At 73.0% G+C, this 20400-nt stretch carries 16 protein-coding genes; 8 read left to right on the top strand and 8 right to left on the bottom strand.

Annotated features, from left to right (window positions below):
• Nucleotides 1-42: 42 nt before the first annotated feature.
• The 6 genes from AB0B33_RS16110 to AB0B33_RS16085 all read left to right on the top strand — a co-directional run bounded on the left by AB0B33_RS16110 (nucleotide 43) and on the right by AB0B33_RS16085 (nucleotide 8804).
• Nucleotides 43-978 (top strand): 5-dehydro-4-deoxyglucarate dehydratase, encoded by a 936-nt coding sequence (locus tag AB0B33_RS16110; protein ID WP_360771894.1) that lies wholly within the window; start codon nucleotides 43-45, stop codon nucleotides 976-978.
• A complete protein-coding gene (locus AB0B33_RS16105; protein WP_360771891.1) occupies nucleotides 978-2234 on the top strand; it encodes a glucarate dehydratase family protein in 1257 nt (418 codons plus the stop codon). The genes AB0B33_RS16110 and AB0B33_RS16105 overlap by 1 nt, the downstream gene beginning before the upstream one ends.
• Before the next feature lie 4 nt (nucleotides 2235-2238).
• Nucleotides 2239-3366, top strand: a complete 1128-nt coding sequence (locus AB0B33_RS16100; protein WP_360771889.1) for a hypothetical protein — start codon at nucleotides 2239-2241, stop codon at nucleotides 3364-3366.
• A 15-nt stretch (nucleotides 3367-3381) separates the two neighbouring features.
• The gene (locus AB0B33_RS16095) at nucleotides 3382-4836 is read left to right on the top strand and encodes an aldehyde dehydrogenase (NADP(+)) (protein ID WP_360771886.1); all 1455 of its coding nucleotides are present in this window, start codon (nucleotides 3382-3384) and stop codon (nucleotides 4834-4836) included.
• A gap of 121 nt (nucleotides 4837-4957) precedes the next feature.
• Nucleotides 4958-7306 (top strand): polysaccharide lyase 8 family protein, encoded by a 2349-nt coding sequence (locus AB0B33_RS16090; RefSeq protein WP_360771883.1) that lies wholly within the window; start codon nucleotides 4958-4960, stop codon nucleotides 7304-7306.
• A gap of 22 nt (nucleotides 7307-7328) precedes the next feature.
• A complete protein-coding gene (locus tag AB0B33_RS16085) occupies nucleotides 7329-8804 on the top strand; it encodes an NAD(P)/FAD-dependent oxidoreductase (protein WP_360771880.1) in 1476 nt (491 codons plus the stop codon).
• Here the strand turns inward: AB0B33_RS16085 and rpmJ are convergent.
• From rpmJ to AB0B33_RS16055, 6 genes are all read right to left on the bottom strand, one after another.
• Nucleotides 8795-8917: a 50S ribosomal protein L36 gene (gene rpmJ / locus AB0B33_RS16080; RefSeq protein ID WP_247021642.1), complete on the bottom strand. Its 123-nt coding sequence runs from the start codon at nucleotides 8915-8917 to the stop codon at nucleotides 8795-8797. The two genes, AB0B33_RS16085 and rpmJ, sit on opposite strands and share 10 nt — an antisense overlap.
• Before the next feature lie 72 nt (nucleotides 8918-8989).
• A complete protein-coding gene (locus tag AB0B33_RS16075) occupies nucleotides 8990-10162 on the bottom strand; it encodes a VWA domain-containing protein (RefSeq protein WP_360771876.1) in 1173 nt (390 codons plus the stop codon).
• Nucleotides 10159-12342: a DUF5682 family protein gene (locus AB0B33_RS16070; protein WP_360771874.1), complete on the bottom strand. Its 2184-nt coding sequence runs from the start codon at nucleotides 12340-12342 to the stop codon at nucleotides 10159-10161. The genes AB0B33_RS16075 and AB0B33_RS16070 overlap by 4 nt, the downstream gene beginning before the upstream one ends.
• Nucleotides 12339-13427, bottom strand: coding sequence for an AAA family ATPase (locus AB0B33_RS16065; RefSeq protein WP_247021648.1), 1089 nt, complete (start codon nucleotides 13425-13427; stop codon nucleotides 12339-12341). The genes AB0B33_RS16070 and AB0B33_RS16065 overlap by 4 nt, the downstream gene beginning before the upstream one ends.
• Nucleotides 13424-14815: a DUF5691 domain-containing protein gene (locus AB0B33_RS16060; protein ID WP_360771871.1), complete on the bottom strand. Its 1392-nt coding sequence runs from the start codon at nucleotides 14813-14815 to the stop codon at nucleotides 13424-13426. Before AB0B33_RS16060 ends, AB0B33_RS16065 begins: the two co-directional genes overlap by 4 nt.
• 643 nt (nucleotides 14816-15458) lie before the next feature.
• The gene (locus AB0B33_RS16055; RefSeq protein ID WP_360772038.1) at nucleotides 15459-16766 is read right to left on the bottom strand and encodes an SWIM zinc finger family protein; all 1308 of its coding nucleotides are present in this window, start codon (nucleotides 16764-16766) and stop codon (nucleotides 15459-15461) included.
• Between the two features lie 114 nt (nucleotides 16767-16880).
• Here AB0B33_RS16055 and AB0B33_RS16050 point away from each other — a divergent pair, with 114 nt between their 5' ends.
• A complete protein-coding gene (locus AB0B33_RS16050) occupies nucleotides 16881-17390 on the top strand; it encodes a PadR family transcriptional regulator (RefSeq protein ID WP_360771868.1) in 510 nt (169 codons plus the stop codon).
• Nucleotides 17390-17989, top strand: coding sequence for a GyrI-like domain-containing protein (locus AB0B33_RS16045; RefSeq protein ID WP_360771865.1), 600 nt, complete (start codon nucleotides 17390-17392; stop codon nucleotides 17987-17989). Before AB0B33_RS16050 ends, AB0B33_RS16045 begins: the two co-directional genes overlap by 1 nt.
• Here AB0B33_RS16045 and AB0B33_RS16040 read toward each other — a convergent pair.
• Nucleotides 17974-18237: a hypothetical protein gene (locus AB0B33_RS16040; protein ID WP_247021658.1), complete on the bottom strand. Its 264-nt coding sequence runs from the start codon at nucleotides 18235-18237 to the stop codon at nucleotides 17974-17976. The genes AB0B33_RS16045 and AB0B33_RS16040 overlap by 16 nt on opposite strands.
• A complete protein-coding gene (locus AB0B33_RS16035) occupies nucleotides 18237-20303 on the bottom strand; it encodes an AMP-binding protein (RefSeq protein ID WP_247021660.1) in 2067 nt (688 codons plus the stop codon). The genes AB0B33_RS16040 and AB0B33_RS16035 overlap by 1 nt, the downstream gene beginning before the upstream one ends.
• Nucleotides 20304-20400 lie beyond the last annotated feature (97 nt).

The raw sequence follows: 20400 nt of genomic DNA, 5'->3' as shown, positions 1-20400 counted from the left end.
TCCACCCCCGGCCGCACCCGACAAACGGAGAGCAGAAAACAGATGGCACAGACCGAGATCGCGCTGGACGGCCTGCTGGCCTTCCCCCTCACCCCGTTCACCGAGGACCTCGAGGTCAATCTCGACGCGCTCGCGGAGAACGTGGAGAGCCACATCGCGGCGGGCGCCGGCGCCCTGTTCGTCGCGTGCGGCACGGGTGAATTCAGCTCCCTGTCGCCGGCCGAGCACGCCGCTGTGCTCGCGAAGACCCGTGAGGTCGCCGCGGGCCGCGTTCCGGTCTGGGTGGGTGCGGGCGGGGGTGCCGCCTCGGCGCGGGCGGGCATCGCCCTCGCCGAGGCCGGGGGTGCCGACGGCGTCCTGCTGCTGCCGCCGTACCTGGTCACCGGGCCGCCGTCGGGCCTGGTCGACTTCGTCCGCTACGCCGTGGGCGACTCGTCGGTGCCGGTGATCGTCTACCACCGCGGCACCGGCGTGTACACCGCGCAGACCGCGGCGGCGCTGCTCGACATCCCCTCGGTCGTGGGCCTCAAGGACGGCTACGGCGACGTCGAGGTGATGACCCGGATCGTCACCACCATCCGCGCGCTGGACACCGAGCGGTCGCGGAAGTTCCTGTTCTTCAACGGCTTGCCGACCGCGGAGGTCTCGGCCAAGGCGTACGCCTCGATCGGCGTCGCCCGGTACTCCTCGGCGGTGCACTGCTTCGCGCCGGAGATCGCGCACCGCTTCCACCGCGCGCTCGGCGAGGGCGACACCCGCGTGATGGACGCGCTGCTGACCGGCTTCTACCTGCCGCTGGTGGCGCTGCGGGACGAGACGCCCGGCTTCGCCGTCTCGCTGGTGAAGGCCGCCGCCCGGCTGCGCGGCGACAAGGTCGGGCCGGTCCGCCCGCCGCTGGTCGAGCCGACGCCGGAGCAGGTCCACCGGCTCGAGAAGATCGTGGAGGACGGCTTCGTCACGCTGAAGGCACTGGGCTGATGAAGATCCTCGATGTGGTGCTGACGCCGGTCGCGTTCGCCGACCCGCCGCTGCTCAACGTGATGGGCGTGCACGAGCCGTTCGCGCTGCGCAGCGTCGTGCAGGTGAAGTGCGAGGACGGGATCGTCGGGCTCGGCGAGTCCTACGGCGATTCCGCGTTCCTCGGCGAGGTGCGCAAGGTGCTGCCGCAGCTGCGCGGCCACGACGTCTTCGACCTGCCCGGGCTGCAGCGGCTGGTCGCGCGGGCGTTGTCGGACACGGTGCTGACCGACGCGCACGGGCTGATCGGCGGGTTCTCCATCCGCAAGACCGTGGCGAGCGTGTATTCGCTGTTCGAGGTCGCGTGCCTGGACGCGCAGGGGCAGTACCTCGGCCGGCCGATCACCGACCTGCTCGGTGGCAAGGCACGGGACGCCGTGGAGTTCTCCGCGTACCTGTTCTACAAGTACGGCAAGCACGTCGACGGCCGCGAAGACACCTGGGGCGAGATCACCACGCCGGAAACCCTGGTGGGCTCGGCGAAGCGGATGATCGACGAGTACGGCTTCCGCTCGATCAAGCTCAAGGGCGGGGTTTTCGAGCCGGCGCAGGAGGTCGACGGGATCCGCGCGCTGGCCGAGGCGTTCCCGGGGCACCCGCTGCGGATCGACCCGAACGGCGCGTGGACTCCTGAGACCGGCATCCGGGTCGCCGCCGAACTGGACGGCGTCCTGGAGTACCTCGAAGACCCGACGCCGGGCATCGAGGGCATGGCCCAGGTGGCCGCCGAGGCGTCGATGCCGCTGGCCACCAACATGTGCGTGGTCAACTTCGGCGACATCGACCCGGGCTTCCGGGCGCGCGCGATCGGTGTCCTGCTGTCGGACCACCACTTCTGGGGCGGCCTGCGGGCGACGCAGTCGTTGTCGACGACGTGCGAGAGCTTCGGTGTCGGCCTGTCGATGCACTCCAACAGCCACCTCGGGATCAGCCTGGCCGCGATGGTGCAGGTCGCCGCGGCGACCCCGCACCTGACCTACGCCTGCGACACGCACTGGCCGTGGAAGGTCGAGGACGTCGTCGAGCCGGGCGTGCTGGAGTTCCGCGAAGGTGCCGTGGCGGTGTCGACGACGCCGGGGCTCGGCGTCAAGCTGGACGAGGACGCACTGGCCCGCCTGCACGAGAACTACGTCCGATGTGGACTGACCAAACGGGACGACGTGACCTACATGCGCAAGTACGTCGACGGGTTCGAGCCCAACACGGCGAGGTGGTGATCCGGTGAAGGTGACGGGATACGCCTACCCCTGGGACGTCCTGGAGTCCGGGTTCGCCGCGCGCGTCCGGGACCTCGGCGTCGACGAGGTGGCGGTGGCGCTGTCGTACCACAGCGCCCGCGCGGCGACGCCGTGGTCGGCTGCGCGGACTTCGGTCGTGGCTCGGCACGCGGCGTTCTACCGCCCGGTTGCGGACGGGTGGGGCGCGCTGCGTCCGTCCACTCCGGACTGGGTGACCTCGGAGGACTCCGGCGGCGACGCTGTCCGGCTGCTCAACGAGGCCGGGATCCCGGCCGCCGCGTGGCTCGTGCTGACCCACAACTCCCAGCTCGGCTACGAGCACCCGGACGTCGTGGTGCGCAACTGCTTCGGCGAGCCGTACCCGTGGGCGCTGTGCCCGGCGCAGCCCGCGGTGCGCGAGTACGCCGCGAAGCTGACCGCGGAGGCTGTCGCCGGGCTGGACCTGGCGTCGGTGATCCTCGAAGCCTGCGGCCCGCTCGGCGCGGTGCACCAGCACCAGCACGAGAAGACCGACGGCGTCTGGGCGCCCGCGGTGGCCCGGCTGCTGTCGATCTGCTGCTGCGACGCCTGCGCGTCTTCGTGGGACGTCGACGCGGACACCGTTCGGGCTCAGCTCGTCGAGGAGGTCCGGCGGCTGGTCGCGACCGGCGACCTCGGCGTCACGGCCGACGGGTTGCCGCCGTCGTTGACTCAGCACCTTCTGTTTACAAGACAGATGAACACCGACGCGCTGCGGGCCGCCGTGCTGGCTGTGCTGCCTTCGGAGGTGCGTGTCGTGCTGCACGGTGCCCTCGACCCGTGGGCCACTGGCGCGCTGCCCGGGCTGACGCCGTCCGCTGCGGACGACGTCGACGCGGTCGTATTGTTCGGGTGGGCGCCCGCCACGGGTGCCGAGGCCGTCGCCGCGGCTCGCGAGGCGTTGCCCGAGCGGGTCGCGATCGGCAGCTACATCACCGCGGTCGCCGCCGCCGGAGTGCCGGACATCGCCGCGTACGCCGGCGAGCTGGCCAAGGCGGGCGCCGCGGAGCTGCACCTGTACCACCTCGGACTGGCCGGTCCGGGTCGCTGGGGCGACCTGGGCTCGGCCACCGCCGCCGCCCACGAGAACTGAGGAGCTGTTCCACCCATGAGCCAGGCCACCGACGCCGCCACGCTCGAGAAGATCCTCGCGGGAGCCGCCGCGGCCGCCCGTCCCGCCGCCGCGGCCACCCCGGCCGAACGGTCCCGCTGGCTGGTCGCGGTCGCCGACGCGCTCGACGCCGCCGCGGACGAGCTCGTCCCGCTGGCCCACGCCGAAACCCACCTCCCGGCGACCCCGCGGCTGGCCGGCGAGCTGAAGCGCACGACGTTCCAGCTGCGCCTGTTCGGCGAGGTCCTCACCGACGGCGAGTTCCTCGGCGCGGCCGTCGACCACGCCGACCCGGACTGGCCGATGGGCCCGCGGCCGGACATCCGCCGCGTGAAGACCGCCGTCGGCCCGGTGCTGGTGTTCGCGGCCAGCAACTTCCCGTTCGCGTTCAGCGTCGCCGGCGGCGACACGGCGGCCGCGCTGGCCGCGGGCTGCCCGGTGGTGCTCAAGGCGCACCCGGGGCACCCGGAGCTGTCCGCGCTGACCGGCCGGATCGTGCGCGAAGCCCTGGTCGGCGCCGGCGCGCCCGAGGGCATCTTCGACGTGATCTTCGGCCAGGACGAAGGTGTCACGGCGCTGAAGGACCCGCGCATCGAAGCGGCGTCGTTCACCGGCTCCATCCCCGGCGGGCGCGCGCTGTTCGACATCGCGAACGCGCGGCCGCGGCCGATCCCGTTCTACGGCGAGCTCGGCAGCGTCAACCCGGTCGTGGTGACCGAGGCCGCGATCGCCGCGCGCGGGGAAGCCGTCGCCAAGGGCTACGCCGGGTCGTTCACGCTCGGCGCCGGGCAGTTCTGCACGAAGCCGGGCCTGCTGTTCCTGCCCGAGGACCACGGCCTGACCGAGACGCTGCGTTCGGCGCTCGAGGGTGCCGCGGCCCAGCCGATGCTCAACGACCGCATCGCGGCCGGGTACGAGGCGAAGCTCGCGGCCCTGCGCGAGGTGCCGGGCGTCGATGTCGTGTCTTCGGCGGCTTCGGAGTCACCGTCGTTCACGCCGACGCTGCTGGCCACGACCGGCAAGCAGTTCCTCGAGGGCGGCCCCGCCGTGCACGAAGAGTGCTTCGGCCCGGCGTCGCTGATCGTCACCTACGCCGACCAGGCCGAGCTGCTGAGCCTGCTCGACGTCGTCGAACCGGGGCTCACGGCCACGATCCACGGCGAGGAGTCCGACGCGGACTGGCTCCGGGCGGTGCTGCCCCCGCTGGCCCGCATCGCCGGCCGGCTGCTGTGGAACGACTGGCCCACCGGCGTCACGGTGAGCTGGGCCCAGCAGCACGGCGGCCCGTACCCGGCCACGACCGCCCCGACGACGACCTCGGTCGGCACCGCGGCGATCGACCGGTTCCTGCGCCCGATCGCCTGGCAGGGCTTCCCGGACGCGCTGCTGCCCGAACCCCTGCAGGAGGCCAACCCCTGGCAGCTGCCCCGCCGCACCGACGGCGCCCGCTGACCCGCACTTTCACGTGAAAGTGCCGACCTGGGCCCCGCACTTTCACGTGAAAGTGCGGGGTGATGCTCCACCACGCCGCCGCACAACCGAATTCCGTTCCCCCTCACTGGGAGGCATCGTCATGCCCGTGAACCGGAGAAACGCCCTGCGCGGCGGCGCCCTGGTGGCCGCTTCCACCGTGTTCCTCACCCGTCCTGCCTTCGCCTCGGCGGTGGCCGCTCCGGCCGCGGGCGGGGTGCCCGCCGCGACCGCGCCGATCGTGGCCGCCTACCGGCAGCTGCAGACCGGCATCAACCGGCCGTCGCCGGAACGCGCCGAGGCGCTGGCCAACCTGGGCCGCGTCGCCAAGGCCTACCACGCAAGCCTTTCCGTGGCCGGGGGTGGTGCTCCACTGTGGACGGACCTGCCGCTCGGCCCGGGCAGCGACTACACGACGTCGATGTACGCCCGGCTGCGCGCGATCGCCGTCGACTGGGGCACGCCCGGCGGCGCGCTGGCCGGCGACCCGGCGGTGCTCGACCGGATCAAGGCCGCGCTCGAGCTGATCCACGCCAGTCAGTACAACGAGAACGTCGGCGAGATCGGCAACTGGTACACCTACGAAATCGGCATCCCGTACTACCTGCTGCACACGCTTTCGGTCGTCGCCGACCAGCTCACCGCGGACGAGCTCGCCCGCTACCTCGCGCCGGTCAAGCGGTTCGTCGGGAACCCGAACGTGCGCGCGAACAACGCGTCCGTCGTCGAAACCGGGGCCAACCGCGCGGACAAGGCGCTGATCTCGATCGTGGCCGGCGCGATGCTCGGCGACGCGGCCTGGATCAGGACCGGCCTCGACGCGCTCACCGACGTCGCCGGCGGGGGCGCGGCGAGCGTCGTGGCGAAGCTGGACCGCGCGGCGGGCGACGGCTTCCACGTCGACGGCTCGTTCATCCAGCACGACACCATCCCGTACCCCGGGCACTACGGCATCGTGCTGCTCACCGCGCTCGCCGGCGCCATCCACGTCACGCAGGGCACCGAGTACGCGCTCCCGCAGCCGCTGAAGGACAAGATCTACGCACTGGTGGCGGACAGTTTCGCGCCGTTCGTCTACGCGGGCGCGCTGATGGAACCGGTGCGCGGGCGGATGCTGTCGCGGCAGGGCGAGACCGGCCACGACATCGGCCACCAGCTCACCGTCGCGACCCTCGTGCTGGCGCGGACGGCGTCCGGCAAGACGAAGACCGACCTGAACGCGCTCGCCGCGAAGTGGATCAAGGAAGGCGCGTACGCCCCGTTCCTGAAGATCCCGGACCCCGAGCGGTTCGCGCCCGGCCCGGACCTCGTGGCGACGCCGGGGATCGAGTTCGCCCAGGACATGCTGGCCTCCGGCGCGCGCCCGGCGCGGGTCACGGCCACGCACCGGATCTTCGGTCAGCAGGACCGCCTGGTGCACGTCACCGAGGACTGGTCGGCCTCCCTCGGCGTCAGCTCGGCGCGGATTTCCCGCTACGAGGCCATCAACGGGCAGAACCTCAAGGGCTACCACGTCGGCGACGGCGTGCTCTACACGTTCCTCCCGAACGCCAAGGGCCACTACACCGACGCCTACTGGCCGACGGTAGACCCGCTGCTGCTGCCGGGGACGACGGAGAACGACGGCCCGGTGGACCCGGCGTTCGGCGGCGTGCCGGTCGGGCCGAACCGGCACACCGGCGGCGTCCGCTGGGACGCGCACACCGGTGCCTACGCGTTCGACTTCAAGTCGTGGGACGGCTCGCTGGTCGCGAAGAAGTCGTGGTTCTTCACCCCGGCCGGGATCCTGTGCCTCGGCGCCGGCATCACCAGCACCTCGGACCACGCGGTGCGCACCACGATCGAGAACCGCAACCTCGGCGAGGGCGGGCGCGGGGTGCTGCTGGCGGACGGCCGGCGCGTTCCGACCGACCTCGGCAAGGCGTCGGCGTTGCGTCGTCCGCGCTGGCTGCACCTGGAAGACGTCGGCGGGTACGTGGTCCTGGACGGCGCTTCGGTGACGGCGTTGCGCGAGGACCGGACCGGCGCGTGGCGCGACATCGACACCGGCGCCAACACCAAGGGCACCACGACGCCGAACACGCGCCGCTACCAGAAGCTGGTCCTGGAGCACGGCGTGCAGCCCGCCGGCGCGACCTACGCGTACGCCGTGCTGCCGGGTGCGTCGATGCTCGGCACCCTGGCGGCGTCCTGGGCGTGGCGCGTGCGGGCCAACACCGCGGCGGTCCAGGCCGTCCAGACCGGCGACACGCTGCTGGCGAACTTCTTCGCGGCCGGCTCGGTCGACGGCGTCAGCGCGTCCGGGCCCGCGTCGGTGGCGGCCGGGCGGCGTCAGCTCGCGGTGTCGGACCCGACCCAGACGCAGGACAGCGTCACGGTGACCGTGCACGGCAAGACCGTGACGGTGCCGCTGAAGGGCACGTTCGGCGCGACGACGGTCGTGCGGTTGTAGGACCCCGGTTACGCTGCGAGCCATGACCGGTGCCGAACACGTCGACGTCCTGATCGTGGGGGCCGGCTTGTCCGGCATCGGTGCGGCGTGCCGGCTCCAGGAGCGGCTGCCGGGCAAGACGTACGCGGTGCTCGAAGCGCGCGACACCATCGGCGGCACCTGGGATCTCTTCCGCTACCCGGGCATCCGGTCCGATTCGGACATGTTCACCCTCGGCTACCCGTTCCGGCCGTGGAAGGACCCGAAGGCGATCGCGGACGGGCCGTCGATCCTGGCCTACATCCGCGAAACGGCGGCCGCGCACGGGATCGCCGACCGGATCCGCTTCGGGCACCGCGTGGTGCGGGCGTCCTGGTCGTCAGCGTCTGCGCGGTGGACGGTTTCGACGGCGCACGGCGCCACCTTCACGTGCCGGTTCCTGTACCTGTGCAGTGGTTACTACTCCTACGAATCCGGGCACGTCGTCGACTTCCCGGGCCGGGCGGAGTTCGCGGGGGAGATCGTGCACCCGCAGCACTGGCCCGCGTCGTTGGACCACACGGGCATGCGGGTCGTGGTGATCGGCAGCGGCGCGACGGCGGTGACGCTCGTCCCGGCGCTGGCTTCCCGCGCCGCGCACGTGACGATGCTGCAGCGGTCGCCGTCGTACATCGTGGCGCGCCCGGGCTCCGACGCGCTCGCCGACCGGATCCGCGCGCTGCTGCCGGAGAAGCTCGCGCACCGGGTGGTGCGCGGCAAGAACGTGGTCATGGGCACACTGTTCTTCCAGCTGATGCGCCGGCTCCCCGAGCGGTCATCGCTGGCGTTGCGCAAACGCGTGGCGGCGCAGCTGCCGGCGTCGATCCCGGTGGACCCGCACTTCGTGCCGTCGTACGACCCGTGGGACCAGCGGCTGTGCCTGGTCCCGGACGCCGACCTGTTCAAGGCGCTGCGGTCGGGCAAGGCGGACATCGTGACGGACGGGATCGCGCGGTTCACCGCGTCCGGCGTGGAGCTGACGTCGGGGCGCACGGTGCCGGCGGACCTCATCGTGACGGCGACGGGCCTGCGCCTGGTGGCGTTCGGCGGGATCGAGCTGGCGGTCGACGGACGCGCGATTTCTTCCGGCGACCAGCGGGCGTACAAGGGCATGATGTTCGGCGGCGTCCCGAACCTGGCGTGGTGCGTGGGCTACACGAACAACTCGTGGACACTGCGGGCCGACCTGACGTCCCAGTACGTGTGCCGGCTGCTCGCGCACCTGGACCGCCACGGCTTCGCCTACTGCGTGCCGGACGAGGCCTCGGCTTCCACGGCGGGCCGGCCGCGCCCGATCGTGGACCTGCAGTCCGGGTACGTCAAACGGGCCGCTTCCGGCCTGCCGAAGCAGGGTGGGAAGCGGCCCTGGATGATGCGCCAGAACTACTTGCTCGATCTGGCGGACATGCGGCTCAACCGGCTCGACGACGGCGTGATGCGGTTCGGCACCCGCACGACGGCGAGCGCGGCTCAGCCCTGACGCGCCTTGGCGCGCGGGTTGTCCTTGTTGATCACGAACACCCGGTTGCCGCGGCGGATGACCTGGGCGCCCTGCTGGCGGGCCAGCGAGCGGATCGAGCTGCGGACCTTCATGGTGACCGTCCTTCCCGTGGGAACCGTCCCACACCCTGCTCAACATCGGCCGGGTCGGTTTGATTCCGCGACTCAGCTGGTCTCGCGCGCCACCCACCCTTGCAGGTCATCGCCGCGGATGGCGGCGGCCATCAGCTCCGGGAACTGGTCCGGGGTGCACGCGAAGGCCGGGACGCCCAGCTCGGCCAGCGCCGCCGCGTTCTCGTGGTCGTACGACGGCGCGCCCGAGTCGGACAGGGCCAGCAGCGTCACCACCTGGACCCCGGCGTTCACCAGCTCGCCGACGCGGTGCAGCAGCTCGTCCTCGTTGCCGCCTTCGTAGAGGTCGCTGATCAGCACCAGCAGCGTGCGCTCCGGGCGCTCGACCAGGCCCTCGCAGTACGCGATCGCCCGGTTGATGTCGGTGCCGCCGCCCAGCTGGGTGCCGAACAGGACGTCGACCGGGTCGGCCAGGTGCTCGGTCAGGTCCGCCACCTCGGTGTCGAACGCGACGAACGACGTCCGCAGCGCCCGCATCGAGGCCAGCACCGCGCCGAACAGCCCGGAGTACACCACCGACTCCGCCATCGAGCCCGACTGGTCGACGGCCAGGATCACGTCCCGCTGCACCGCCTGCTGCCGCCGGCCGAACCCGATCAGGCGTTCCGGCACGATCGTGCGCAGCTCGGGGGAGTAGTGCTTGAGGTTCGCGTGGATCGTGCGGGCCCAGTCGACATCACCCGGGCGGGGCCGGTGGGTGCGCGACGCCTTGTCCAGCGCGCCCTTGATCGCCGCGCGGGTGCGCTCGGCGAGCCGCTCCTCCAGCTCCTGGACCACCTTGCGGACGACCTCGCGCGCGGTCTCCTTCGTCTCCTCGGGCAGCACGCCGTTCAGCGACAGCAGCGTCCCGACCAGGTGCACGTCGGGCTCGACCGCCGACAGCAGCTCCTTTTCGAGCAGCATCCGGGTGAGCCCGAGCCGGTCGACGGCGTCGCGCTGCATCACCTGGACCACCGTGCTGGGGAAGTAGCGGCGGATGTCGCCCAGCCAGCGCGCGACCCGCGGTGCCGACGCGCCGAGGTTGGCCCCGCGCGTGCCGCCCGCGGTTTCCTCGTCCGGCTTGTCGTAGAGGGCGGCCAGCACCTGGTCGACGCCACTGTCCTCATCGGACAGCGGGGTGTCGGCCAGCCCGGAGCCGGGCCCGGCGCCCTCGCCGCCCAGCACCAGCCGCCAGCGCCGCAGCCGGTCGTCGGTCTCCGCGTTCACGCGCCCACCCCCAGCAGTGTCGCCAGCACGGGCAGCACGCGCTCCGCCCGGTCCTCGTCCAGTTCGTCGGCCACCGGCGCGAGCCGGGCGGGCCCGGTCAGGCCGGCCGCCCGGTGCCCGATGGCCCGTTTCTCGGGCCCGCTGAACGCGCCGAACGTCCGGCGCAGCAACGGAAGCACCTCGGTGAAGACCTCCGGCGGGATCCCCGCGAGCCACGCGTCGATCACCCGCAGCAGGCCTTCGTCGTGCACCAGCAGCAGCGCGCCGCCGTCGAAGAAGCCTTCGACGTACGCCGCCCCCGCCGCGGGCGTGATGCCCGGCGTCAGCGCCCGGCCCAGCCGCAGCTCGATGTCGAACGCGTCGAGCAGGCCGCTGTCGTGCAGGATCCGGGTGAGCCGCCCGGCCAGCAGCGGCGGCAGCGACGGCCGCTCCGCGAGCCGGGCCAGCGCCGCCAGCCAGCGTTCCTTGGCGTCGTCGCCCAGCAACGACGTCGCGTCGTGCACGCCGTCGACCAGCGCGGCCAGCCGGGCCGCGGCGTCGTCGTCGATGCCGTGTGTCGCCGGCGGCAGGCCCGCGCAGATCCGGTCGAGCATGCGGTCGGCGACCGCGCGCAGCGCCGCGGTGTCGGTGCCGCGGACGTTCCCGTAGCGGGTCGCCCTGGCCAGCGCGGGCAGCGCCGACATCAGCCGCGCGACGTCCGCGTCGGCCGCCGCCCGGGCGTCGAGCGCCGCGAGCGCCTCGGGCAACGCCTCGGGCAGGTCGGCGAGCAGGCAGTTCTCGACGGCCGTGGTGACCTCGTCCAGCGGGGGCGTGCCCTCGACGGTGCCGCGGACCGCGGCCGTGGCCGCCGACGGCACGGTGGTGCCGTGCACCGCCGCCGCGACGAGGTCGACCTCGAACGACGGTTCCCAGGCCAGCGCCCAGGTTTCCCGGAACGTGCCCTTGTTCCGCCGCGCCGACGCCTCCCGGCTGCCCCACTCGATGCCGAGGATCCGCAGCCGGTGCAGCAGCTTCGAGCGGTCGAGCCCGCCGGGAGTGCGCAGGTCGAGGTCGAGCTCCTTGACGATCGGATCCTTCTTGAGCCGCAGGCGTTTCGCCGTCGCGGTCAGGTCCGCGGCCAGCGGCGGCTGCGGCACCCGCTCGGGGACCTCGCCGAGCCGTTCGCCGACCACCAGCCGCCGCGTCACGAGCTCGACCTGCACTTCGTCCCCGCCGCACAGCACGGACCGGGTGGCTTCGGTGACCTCGGCGAGCCCGGCCGAGGACCGTCCGCGCAGCGCCGCGAGCGCCTCGGCCAGCCGGACGGCCTCGATGACGTGCGCGGTCGAGACGGGCAGGTCCTCCTCCCGCAGCACCCCGGCGACGCCGGTCAGCCAGCGCGTGGTGACGTCTTCGGCCGTGGTGAACAGGTGGTGGTACCAGCCCGGCGACCGCACCCCGGCGCCGTACCCGCTGGCAGTGGCCAGACGCCCGTGCGTCCACGGCACCCAGGTGCACGCGACCTTGCGCTTCGGCAGTCCTTTGAGGACGGCCTGGTCGTGCGACGCCGGTGGCAGCGGGTCGGTCAGCGCGGGGACGTGCCAGGCCCCGCAGACCACGGCGATGTTGTCGAACCCCTCCTTGCGGGTGCGGCGCAGCACCGAGCGCATGTACGCCTCGCGCCGCGCTTCGTTGCCCTGCGGCGGTTTCTCGTCCTCCCGCAGCGCGGTCATCGCCTCGGCGATCACCTCGAACGGGTTCTCGTCGTCACGCCGGGACTCGACGACGTCGTCCCACCAGCGTTCCGGGTCGTCGTAGCCGCCGGCCGCGGCCAGCTCCGCCAGCGGGTCGCCGGGCGGGCCGGCGTGCTCGTCCGGCCCCGCGGCGAACGTGTGCGCGGCCGGGAGGTCGCAGAACCGCACCGGGATCCCGGCTTCGCGGGCGTAGGCGAGCGCCTGCCATTCCGGGCTGAAGACGGCGAACGGCCAGAACGCGGCGCGCGAGACGTCGTCGGTCGCGTACGCCAGCAGCGCGACCGGCGGCGCCATCGCCGGGTCTTCGGTCAGTTCGACCAGGACGTCGGCTTCGGGCGGACCCTCGATCAGCACGACGTCGGGCTCGAGTTCGGCGAGCCGCGCCGCCACGGCCCTGGCGGACCCCGGACCGTGGTGGCGGATGCCGAGCAGGTGGGTCGCCGTCACGAAATCTCCTGGCCGGCCCGGTAGAAGTCGGCCCAGCCGTCGCGCTCGCGGACCACCGTCTCCAGGTACTCGATCCAGATCGCGCGGTCGGCCACCGGGTCCTTGACCACCGCGCCGTGGATGCCGGCCGCGACGTCGTGCGGGCGCAGCACGCCGTCACCGAAGTGCGCCGCCAACGCGAGCCCGCCGGTGAGCACGCTGATCGCCTCGGCGGTCGAGAGCGTGCCGGACGGGGATTTCACCGCCGTGCGGCCGTCTTCGGTGCGGCCGGAGCGCAGCTCGCGGAACACCGTGACCACCCGGCGGATCTCGGCCAGCTCGGCGGCCTCGGTGGGCAGCTGCAGCGACTTGCCGAGCTCCGCGACCCGCCTGCTGACGATCTCGACCTCCGCGTCGGCGCTGTCCGGCAGCGGCAGCACGACCGTGTTGAACCGCCGCCGCAGCGCGCTCGACAGCTCGTTGACGCCCTTGTCGCGGTTGTTCGCCGTGGCGATCAGGTTGAAGCCCGGCCGCGCCTGCACCTCGGTGCCCAGTTCGGGGATCGGCAGCGTCTTCTCGGACAGGATCGTGATCAGCGAGTCCTGGACGTCGGCCGGGATGCGGGTCAGCTCCTCGAGCCGGGCCAGCTTCCCGTCCCGCATCGCGTGCAGCAGCGGGCTTTCCACGAGCGCGGCGGTGCTCGGGCCCTCGGCGATCAGCCGGGCGTAGTTCCAGCCGTAGCGGATCGACTCCTCGGACGTGCCCGCGGTGCCCTGCACCAGCAGCGTCGAGTCGCCGCTGATCGCGGCGGACAGGTGTTCGGACACCCACGTCTTCGCCGTGCCCGGCACGCCGAGCAGCAGCAGCGCGCGGTCGGTGGCCAGGGTGGCGACGGCGACCTCGACCAGCCGGCGGGGGCCGACGTACTTCGGCGTGAGCACGGTGCCGTCCGGCAGGGTGCCGCCGAGCAGGTATTCGACGACGGCCCAGGGCGAGAGGAGCCAGTTCGGCGGCTTCGCCCGGTCATCGGCGGCGGCCAGCGCGGCCAGCTCGGCGGCGTAGTCCTGCTCGGCGTGCGGCCGGAGGACGGTGGCGGGGGCGGTCATGCGAGCTCCTCGTACATTTCGCGGCGGAAGTTCAGCGTTTCGGTGAGCGCCCGGCGCCAAGGCCCGGCGTCCATGGTCAGGCGGGTGGTGGCCAAGGGGTGGCCGAGGCAGCCGCGCGGAACCGCCCGCGCGATCACGACGGCGGCGTGCGAGACCAGGCGGTGGTCGTCCTGGCGGGCGATCCAGTCGAGCAGGGCGGTGCCGAGCTCCTTCGTCCACGGCCGGGGCAGTTCGTGCACCAGCCGCGCGAACGATTCGACGGGCAGCCGGCTGACCAGGTGCCCGATCGTGGCGGCCTGGCCGGCCGGACTCAGCACGCCCAGCAGCGGCGGGGTGGTGCGCCCGCCGGGGTCGGCGCCGATCAGCGCCTTCGCCCAGGTCTCGTCGCCTTGCCGGACCGCGGCGGTGGCCCAGGAGTCGCGCAGCACGGCGGCCGGGCACCCCTCGACGCTCATCCGCACCACCTCGGCGGGCGGCCCGAACTCGGTCCAGAAGGCCAGGGGCGCGGCCGCGACGAGGGTGCGCAGCCGGACGGTGCCTTCCCCGCGTTCACCTTGCGGCAGCGCGATTTCGAGCACCCGGTTCCGGCGGCGGACCAGCGGGCGCAGCCGTTCGGCCATGCGTTCGCCGTACCGGGTGCCGGGCAGCCGCCCGAGCAGCTCGGCGGCTCGCTCCCGGACGCCGGCCGCCCGGTCGGACAGCGCGGCTTCGAGGAAGGCTTCGTCGTCGGGCCGCACGTGCGCGGCGAGCACCCCGAGGAAGTCCGAGCGGATGTCGGCGGGCTCGCTCTTCCAGGAACCGACGAGGGCTTCGCGGGCTTCGCCGGGTGCGTCCGCCAGCTTGGCGGCCAGCCAGCGGCGGCGCTGGGCGAGGCTGCCGTACTGCCAGATGTCGCGGGAAGACCCGGTTTCCGCGGGCGCGGCGAGGAAGGACCAGTCCGGGTTCCGCTGCCCGAGCCAGGCCCCGACGGGCCCGGCGACCGCGACGAGCGGCCCCCGCAGCGCGGCTTTGGTCCGTGCGGCTTCGGCGAGCAGCGGCAGGGTTTCGGGCGGGACGCGGTAGTGCGTGCCGGCGACGATGCCGAGCCACTCGAGGAGCAGATCGGGATGACTGGCGGCGAGCAGCCGGGCCAGCCGTTCCCTGGCGAGCGCCGGCACGAAGGGCCGCTCGTCGGCGGCGGCGACGGGCAAGGGCCGCACGTCGTGCAGCGGCGGCCGCCCGGCCCGCCGGTAGGTGGTGAGCACGGCCGCGGCGGCCAGGAGCTGCTCGGCGGGGTCGTCGCGGTCTTCGGCGAGCGGCCGGACTGCGGCGGGCTGGGTGGCGAGGTCGAGGGTGCGCCGGCGGGTGCCGAGCAGTGCGGTGCCGACGAGATCTTCCCAGGCTTTCACGGCTTCACCGCCTTCTGGAGGGAGGGGATTCGAATGCGGGCGGCCGCGTTGGTGCGGACTCGGGTGGAGAGGGCGGTGCCGCTCGCTGGGGCGTGGCCGGTGGGTGGTTGGTCGGCGTAGCGGCGGCCGGCAGGGCGCGGGTCGCGGGGGCGTGGTGGGTCGGGGTGGCGGCCGGCGCCGGCAGGGTTGGGACGCGGCTCGCGGGGGCGTGGTGGGTCGGAGTGGCGGCCGGCACCGGCAGGCTTGGGACGCGGCTCGCAGGGATGTGGTGGGTCGGAGTGGCGGCCGGCACCGGCAGGCTTGGGACGCGGCTCGCAGGGATGTGGCGGGTCGGGGTGGCGGCCGGCGCCGGCAGGGTTGGGGCGCTGGTCGCGGGGGCGTGGTGGGTCGGGGTGGCGGCCGGCGCCGGCAGGCTTGGGACGCGGCTCGCGGGGGCATGGCGGGTCGGAGTGGCGGCGGGTGCCGTGGAGTGCGGTGCCGACCGCACAGGCGCGCTCGGTGAGTGGTGGGTCGGAGTGGCCGCGGGTGCTGGTGCCGGCCGGGATGCGGGCGGCCGCGTGGGCGCGCTCGGCGAGGGGGTGGCCGACGGGGGCGGGAGCGGCGGGGATCCGGGTCGGACCAGGTGCAAGGAAGTGGACGTGGTTCACAGCCGCACCGCCCGGTTTTCGTGCCAGCACGTCAGGGGGCGCAAGCCTGCTGGGCTCCACTCGCCCGCCACCGTCAGCGGGTTGCCCGCCGACATCGCCAGCAACGGCCACGGGAACGCGTACGGGACCAACGGCAGCGCCGTTCCGTCCTTTTCGGACAGACACCAGCCGCCGGGGTGTTCGGCCGGGGTCACCGACGAAAGCAGGACCGGCCAGCGTTCCAGCCACGGGTCCGCCGCCATGGCCTCCGCGTACGCCGCCAGTGCGGCCGGGATCGAGCCGCCCTCGGCAGCCGGGGCCGCGAGGGGGATTCCGCGCTCCACCAGCAATGCCCGCAACGGGGCCGCGCCCGGGTAGAACGCCAGCTCCGCCGTCAGCAGGTGCCCGGGTGGCAGCGACGCGTCCAGCGGGCGGCCCGGTGGGGCGAACGACAGCACCAGCGCGTCCCGCCCCGTGCCGAGGCCGCGCAGCCACGTCCGGCGGGTGAGGAGGCGGTCGTTCTCCTCGTCGGCCGCGCCCGTGATCAGCCAATCGTCCGACACCCGCTCGCCGGATTCCAGGACGCGGGCCGTCTCCACCGAGAAGCCGAGCCTGGTCCGGACCGTCTCCGCCAACGGTGGCGGCAGCGAATCCAGCCTCGTGGCCGCGTCCGCCAGCAAGTACAACAGCGACAGTTCCGAAAGGAGCGCCTCCGGCCAGTCACGGCGGCCCACGGTGCCCGCGGCCCGGCGCAACCCGCCCGCGAGGCCGGACGCCTGTGCGTCGACCATCCGGGCCGCGACCGTGCGCAGTTCCTCGCCGCCGTTGCGGTCGAAGCCCGCGAAGCCGGCGCCGATCCGGTCGGTCAGCCAGACCTTCAGCTCGGCGACACCGCCTTCGACGCGCGCGGCACGTTCGCCCGCCCGCCGCGCGGCGGCTTCCTCGTCCTTCGGCCCGGCCGCTTCCGCGCGTTTTTCCGCCCGCTGGGCGCGGTCGGCGCGCTCGGCCAGCCAGGAGTGCACCCACTCCGGTGGCTCGCCCGCGTCGATCTTCCCGGCCGCCCACAGCATCAGCAGCCCCAGTGCGTGCTTGCACGGGAACTTCCGGCTGGGACAGGAACACCGGAACGCGGGCTCGGCGAGCTCGACGCACGTCTGGTACGGCTTCTTGCCGCTGCCCTGGCAGAAGCCCCACACGGCGTCTTCGGACGCACCCGCGCCCGACCACTTGGCCGGCGCGGCGAGCGCCCGGCCCGCCTTCTCCGACGCGGGATCGGGCGCCAGCCCGGCCACGCGCTCCGCGGTCCACGGCACCGCCGTCACCACCTGTCCCCCCACTGTGCTCCCTCGCTTTCCGGTACTCGCTGAAGCATGCCAGCACCCACCGACAATTTCCGGAAGCGTTGACGAACGCGCCTATTCCAGTACTAGAATAGGCCCGTGCTCACCGACGCGGAACTCACGGTGCTCGGCCTGGTGACCGAGCGGCCGAGGCACGGCTACGAGCTGGACGAAGTCGTCTCCGAACGCGGCATGCGCGAGTGGACGGCGCTCGGCTTCAGTTCGATCTACTACGTGCTCGGCAAACTCCGCGACCGCGGCCTGGTCGCCGAAGTCGAGCAGGACCGCGCGCACGCCAAGGCGAAGAAGACGTACACGGCCACGGACGCGGGCCGGGCGGCGTGCGCGGCCGCCGCGGAAGCCGCCATCGCCGAACTGCGCCCGGTGCACCCGCCGGTGCTCGTCGGGCTGGCGAACAGCCCGGTCGTCGCGCCGGACCGGCTCGCCGCGGCGCTGGCCCGGCGAGCCGACGCGGTGGGGGAGCGGCTGGCCGAGGTCCGCCGCGCCGCCGCGGCCCAGCCGGACGCGCCGCCGTTCGTCCGGGCGATCTTCGACTACTCGATCGCGCAGCTCGAAGCGGAAGCCGCGTGGCTGGAAGGGATGTCCTGATGCCGTACGACCTCAAGAAAGAGCTGAAACCGCTCTACGCGCCCAAGAACACCGACTGGGCCCTGCTCGACGTGCCCGAGCAGCGGTTCCTCGCGATCGACGGCCGCGGCAACCCGAACACGGCCGAGAGCTACAAGCAAGCCGTCGAAGCGCTCTACGCCTTCGCGTACACGATCAAGATGACCGCGAAGAAGACCGGCGAGGACTTCGTCGTCGGCCCGCTCGAAGGCCTGTGGTGGGCGGACGACTACGCCGCTTTCACCGTGCGGGCCAAGGACACCTGGCAGTGGACCATGCTCATCGCGCAACCGCCGTGGATCGGCGAAGACGCCGTCGGGGAAGCCCGGGAAACCGTGCGGCGCAAGAAGAAGATCGACGCGCCGGTCCGCCTCGAGAAGCTGCACGAGGGCCGCTGCGCGCAGGTGCTCCACGTCGGTTCGTACGACGACGAAGGCCCGCTGCTGGCCCGCCTGCACGACGAATTCTTGGAGGGCCAAGGATTGAAGCCGACCGGGCTGCACCACGAGGTCTACCTCGGCGACCCGCGCCGGGTCGCGCCCGGGAAGCTCAAGACCGTGCTGCGTCAGCCGGTGGGCTGATCCAGCTCGGCGAGCCCCTTTTCCCAGCGCTCCCGCCGTTGCGCGGAAGTCTGCTCCCACCACGGTTCGCCGCGCTCGCCCAGCGCCACCTTCGCCAGCTGGGTGCGCTCGCGGTCCTGGACGCGCCGGGCCGCCATCAGGTGCTTCTGCAGCCGGTCGCGGACGTCGGCCGGGATCTCCGGGTCGGTCGCGCGCCAGCGGCGGCCGTTGACGACGATGTACCGGCCGTCGGATGTGTGTTCGGGCATCAGTACTCGGAGGTCGCCGGCCAGGTGTCGTCGTGCAGGAGGCGCTTGAGGATCTTGCCCGTCGCGTTGCGGGGCAGGTCCGGGACGAAGTAGACGTCCCGCGGCACGGCGAACCGCGCCAGCCGCTGGTGGATGTACGCGCGGATGTCCTCGGCGTGCAGCGAAGCGCCGCGCCGGGGCACGACGTACGCGGCCAGCCGCTGGCCCCACTCCGCGTCCGCCACCCCGACCACCGCGGCGTCGTGGACGCCGGGCAGCGCGACCAGTGCTTCCTCGACCGGGCGCGGGAAGACGTTCTCGCCACCGGAAACGATCATCTCGTCGGCCCGGCCGGTGACGAACAGCCGTCCCGCGGCGTCGAGGTAGCCGACGTCGCCGGTGGCCATCAGATCCGCCGCGCGCGCCGGGTCGGTGCCGTTGGTGTAGCCGTCGAAGAGCATGTCGTTGCCGACGAAGATCTGGCCCTCGCCGCCCGGCGGCACCGGCTTGCGGTCCTCGTCGAGGATGGCCAGGCGGGTGCCGAGCAGGCAGCGCCCGGCCGTGGTCGGCGCCGCGCGCAGGTCGGCGGGGTCGGCGATGCTCGCCCACGACACTTCGGTCGAGCCGTAGAAGTTGTAGAGGACGTCGCCGAAGGTGTCCATGAACGACGTCACGAACGCCCCGGACATCGCCGAGCCGCTGCTCGCCACGATCCGCAGCGACGACAGGTCGTAGCGTGCGCGGACGCGTTCGGGCAGGTCCATGATCCGCTGCAGCATGATCGGCACGACGAACAGCGCGTCGCACTTCTGCTCGGCGATGGTCCGCAACGTCTCTTCGGCGTCGAACTTGCGGATCAGCGCCAGCGAGGCCCGCAGCGCCATGCCGATCTGCATCGCGGCGAGGCCCCAGCTGTGGAACAGCGGTGCGGCGACGAGGATGCGGTCACCGGCGCGCAGCGGGATGCGGTCGAGGATCGCGGCGGCCGAGCCGAGCCCCTTGGGTGTGGGGCGGCGCGCGCCCTTCGGCGTCCCGGTGGTGCCGGAGGTGAGCACGACCAGCCGGCCCGGCCGCTCGACCGGCTTCGGCGGGTCGGCGGGCGCGGCGTGGATCAGCTCGTCGACGGTCGGGTAGCCGGCGTCGGCGTCCGGCCAGGTGCTGATCCGGGCGAAGTCGCCGGGGACGTTCGCGATGGTCTGCGCGAACTCGTCGTCGGCGAGCACGGCGGACGGCTTGTGCTCGGCGAGCACGTCCTTGACCGAAGCCGCGGACAGGCCGGTGTTCAGCAGGACGACGTCGGTGCCGAGCTTGCTGGCCGCGACGAACGACTCGACCATCGCGGAGTGGTTGCGGCACATCAGCGCGATCCGGTCGCGTTCGCTGACACCGAGTTCGCTCAGTGCGTTGGCGAGCCGGTTGCTGCGCTCCTGGACCTGGCGGAACGTGCGGAGGTTGCGCTCGTCGTGCAGCGCCTGCTCGTCCGGGACGCGGCCCGCGGCAGCCTGGTAGCCGCCCGCGACGGTGGCGCCCCACTGCGCGAGGGACTGGAGCTGGCGGGCCAGCTTGTCCGGCCGCGCCGGGCTCAGCACGCCGGCGCGCAGCAGCACGCTCGTGGTGCGCAGCTTGGTCGCCTTGGTGCCGTCGCGATCGGCTTCGGTGTCGTACTGCCCGGCCAGGTGCAGGTCGAGCCGCCGGCCCAGGGCGCGGACGTCCTTCTTGATCGACGAGACCAGATCCAGGTACGCCGGCGGCAGCATCATCCGGACGAACAGCTCGGTCTTGCCGCCCGCCAGGGGTCTCAGCTCCAGGGAGACCCACGTGCCCTCGTCCGGGACGCCGCACCACACCACGTGCTCGCCCGGCCGGTACACGACGGCCTGCACCTGCGCCTCCAGCATCGGCCCGCGCTCGGGGACGATCCGGATCACACCTTTCGGCCCGCGCCCGCGCGAAGCCGGCTCCTGCACCTCGCACCAGCTGATCTCCGGCACGAACCGCGCGTACCACTCCGGCGATCCGACGATCTGCCACACCACGTCCGGCGTGTGCCCGACCACCGCACTCGCTTCGACCACATCGTCACGCATCGTCTGCCCTCGCCGAAGTGTCACCGAACACACGTTCAGGTCACGGAGGCGTCACAGTAACAGCAAACGGGTGATCACGGATACTCCGAACGGCCAG

Source organism: Amycolatopsis sp. NPDC049159, assembly GCF_040648295.1.
GTDB lineage: Bacteria > Actinomycetota > Actinomycetes > Mycobacteriales > Pseudonocardiaceae > Amycolatopsis > Amycolatopsis pretoriensis_A.
The sequence above is the reverse complement of the archived record's forward strand: the minus strand, read 5'-3'. Positions and strand labels throughout refer to the sequence as shown.